The organism is Christensenella sp. (assembly GCF_034927525.1).
Classification (GTDB): domain Bacteria; phylum Bacillota; class Clostridia; order Christensenellales; family Christensenellaceae; genus Christensenella.
This window is the reverse complement of record NZ_JAYFPU010000013.1, coordinates 1-3,044: the sequence shown is the minus strand read 5'-3', so window position 1 is coordinate 3,044 and position 3,044 is coordinate 1. Positions and strand designations below refer to the sequence as shown.

Sequence of the window (3,044 nt, the reverse complement as noted above, 5' to 3'; positions counted from 1 at the left end):
GCGTTGTGACATCAAGCTATAATCCCTTTATTTATTTCAGGTTCTAGGAGGAATAATCTTGAAATCAATTATTGATTTGGTCAAAAAAATAAATGGAAAAGTGATTTTTGTAATTGTATTTTTTGCACTCATTGCATTGCCTTTGATTTGTATAAATACAGATCCAAACCGGATATTAAAGACGGAAAATCGTGGCGCTGCTCATTTTCCAGAGATAATCATGGATGACAATATGTTTAATACGGATTTTCTTGCTCAATTTGAAACCTATCTTGCAGACAACATTGGTTTTAGAGAAGAAGCAACAGTAGCGAATGCCGCCTTGAAGTATGGCTTGTTTCGCAAACTTGAAGTTGGTAATTTTATGGAAGGACAGCCTGGTGAAATCTTTTATAATACAGATGGGCATACAGGCATTGAAACTTTTCAGGGAATTAATCATTATTCAGAAGAAGAGATGGCGGGAACGCTTCCTTCTGTACTAGCAATACGTGATTATTGGAAAGAAAACGGAGCAGAATTCTTGATTTTAATGATCCCGGATAAGGAGGGGATTTATCCGGAACGGTATTTGTCGACGATCATCAGGCAATCTGACCAAAGTAAATTGGAACTATGGACGCAATATATGAAGGAAAGTAGCGATCTCAACGCATTATTTTTAAAAGATGCTCTTGAAGAAGCGAAAAAGGATTATGATAAGCTTTACTACAGCAATGAGGATGGAACCCATTGGAATATGAATGGAGCATTCATAGGATATCAGCAAATGATGAGGGGACTACAAGATTTCGACCCTCAGCTTAAAGAAATCGAACAGGATACTATTTCAGTCAAAGAAATCCCATACCATGGGGCAATGATACACTTGCATTGGTCCGAACTCTTAAATCAAGTATTTAATTGGGACGACATCGTCTATGAGTATGAATTTGGCTTTACTGGAGAAGACAAAACAGAAGATTACAAAAATGCACATAGCTTGGGAGCGGATGTGCAACTGTACTATTATATCAATCAAGAAAGCCTAAATGATAAAAAACTTTTAGTGATCGGCGATTCTTATGTGTATTCTTTCATGATGCCAATGCTATCACAGACTTTTAAGGAAGTAGTCTTTGTCAGTACTGCAACTCTGACACAAGAAAGTCTTCGGAGTATACAAAATGATTTTCAGCCTGATTATGTTGTCTTTGAGGCAGTAGAGAGAGCGTTCTCCTTATCAGATTTCCAAAGGTTAGCGGGATTCATGACATTGACGTAAGAGCGATAGGATGATGCGAAAATGTTACGATTAATTCATAAATTTGAAATAAATTTGTTGCAATAATATGCTGAAAAAGGTATAATATGCTATATTAGTGTATCCTATAATCATATAAATGAAAGTTAAGTCTTTGTAAGAGGTTTTGGATGAAGAAAATAAAAAAATTAGTATTAATGATCCTTTCTGTTGTAATTGCTTTGAGTGTATGGACGTTTGTGCCAAGCGAAACGCAGGTGGCGAAAGCTGCAGAGGCGCGGGACGGTTTTGTTGTTTTTATCAACCCGGGACATGGCCCCAGTTCAAAAGGAGTAGCAGAAGCGCTTTATAATGAACAAGTTGCCGTTAGGCTTTACCATGCACTCGTTTCAAAAGGAATGACCGTTTATATGACGAATCCAATCTCTATAGCACCGGAACTACCGAGTATTATTACGGCGCCTCCGAATCCTAATAATTCATACGGTGGGAAGCAATATGAGTTTCTGACAGAACTATTACCCGCGATTAATACGCCGTGGGTCTTTCAGCCGTCTATCACGAAAAGACCGGATCTTGTGGTGTCGGTTCACCATAATGATTTTAAGGATAAAACTGTCAATGGTTATGAAACATATTATTCGAGTATGATCACTGCTGATTATGGCAAGGATGCAACATCTGTGGCGCGATCGAAAGATTTGGCCTTTTTTATTGATAACGAGTTCAAAAAACCAGGATATGTATATCAGCCGCGAAAGCCTTCTGTAAAAGATGATGAGGTAAATTCAATTACGTCGCGCTCGATCGTACCGTCAGTGTTGGTTGAAGTTGCATTTATGTCGAATGCGAATGATTTAAAAAATATTAAGAATGGGACTGTACAAGAGGAGACCGCAAACCGAATTGCAAATGGAGTAAGTAGTTACAGAGCCAAATATGGGGATAATACTCCACCGATAGCAAAAGGGGTGAATGCGACACCCTATGGAGATGACGGAAAATTCTTCCATGCCGGCGCATTGCAGGTAACAGATGCATCAGGAATTGCAAAGGTTGAATTTGCGGTGTGGAATGAAAAAACTGGGGATGTAAAGTGGTATCAAGGAAATGCGTATGGTGGTGGCGACTATGGGGCACTGATTAATATTGCCAACCATGGAAATCAGACTGGTAGATATTACGTGCAATCTTATGCAACGGACAGACTTGGGAATCAGGGCTTGTTGGGCACTGCCAGTTATATGATTGATTCAACTCCTCCGGCGGCTAAAGGGGTGAATGTAACACCTTATGGAGAAGGTGGAAAGCTATTTCATGCCGGGGCGCTGAAAGTGACGGCGCCGATGGGTATTAAAGAAGTAACGTTTGCCGTATGGAGTGACAAAACAGGTGAAGTAAAATGGTACAAAGGAAATGCGTATGGCGGCGGCGACTATGGTGCACTCATTCATATTTCTAACCATGGTAATCAAACCGGTCGCTATAATGTATGGACATATGCTACGGATTATTTAAATAATCAGATTTTGGTAGGGCAGTTGACCTATGATGTGGTAGTAGATACGACACCACCAACGTCCACAGGAAGCAATGCAACAGACATTGGAGAAGGGCCGAATGGCCTTGAGTTTCATGCAGGAGCTCTCAACGTAACGGATCCGTCAGGGGTTGCGGAAGTGACGTTTGCTGTATGGAGCGAAAAAACAGGAGATGTAAAGTGGTACAAAGGTAGCGCATATGGTGGTGGCAATTATGGTGCGATTGTCAATATAAGCAACCATAATTATAATGGAGGAAT

2 protein-coding genes are annotated in these 3,044 nt (G+C 40.1%); both read left to right on the top strand.

Annotation, left to right across the window (positions count from 1 at the left end):
- Positions 1-58 precede the first annotated feature (58 nt).
- Positions 59-1,264, top strand: a complete 1,206-nt coding sequence (locus VB081_RS00480) for an alginate O-acetyltransferase AlgX-related protein (RefSeq protein WP_323398906.1) — start codon at positions 59-61, stop codon at positions 1,262-1,264.
- A 149-nt stretch (positions 1,265-1,413) separates the two neighbouring features.
- Positions 1,414-3,044 (top strand): GBS Bsp-like repeat-containing protein (locus VB081_RS00475; protein WP_323398905.1); only part of this gene is annotated, 1,631 nt, incomplete at its 3' end.